Raw genomic sequence first — 560 nt, forward strand, 5'->3', positions numbered from 1 at the left:
GTCGCGGAGGCCTCCAGGTAGACGATGCCGAGACCCTCCACGTCCAGGCCGCCGCGCCGGGTCCGGCAGGGCATCGCGAAGACGTCGCCTGCGCCGTAGTGGGCGGGCAGCTCGGACCAGGGGACGGCGCCGGTGAAGTGCACGGAGGCGGCGACGCCGGTGTCGGCGGCGAGGCGGCGCAGGTCCTTCTCGTACGGGCCGCCGCCGACGATCAGCAGGACGGCGTCCGGCTCGGCGGCGAGGACCGCGGGCATCGCGCGGATCAGCGTGTCCTGGCCCTTGCGCGGCACGAGCCGCGAGACGCACACGACCACCGGGCGGTCGGTCAGCCCGAGCCGGGCGCGCACCTCGTCGCCGCCGGAGCCGGGGTGGAAGGTCTTCTCGTCGACCCCGGGCGGCAGCCGCACCATGCGGGCGGCGGCCTCGGGGGTGAGGGCGCGGGCGATCCGGGAGCGGGTGTACTCGCCGAGGTAGGTGATCGTGTCCGTGGACTCCCCGATGCGGCGCAGCAGCTGCCGTGCGGCGGGCAGCTGGGCCCAGCCGGCCTCGTGGCCGTGGGT

At 76.4% G+C, this 560-nt stretch carries 1 protein-coding gene; it reads right to left on the reverse strand.

Features of this window, described 5'->3' with window-relative positions; all coding sequences use genetic code 11:
* Positions 1-560 (reverse strand): glycosyltransferase family 4 protein (locus LPA54_RS35775; RefSeq protein ID WP_228984728.1); only part of this gene is annotated, 560 nt, incomplete at both ends.

Source organism: Streptomyces sp. DH12 (assembly GCF_020873895.1).
Classification (GTDB): Bacteria; Actinomycetota; Actinomycetes; order Streptomycetales; family Streptomycetaceae; genus Streptomyces.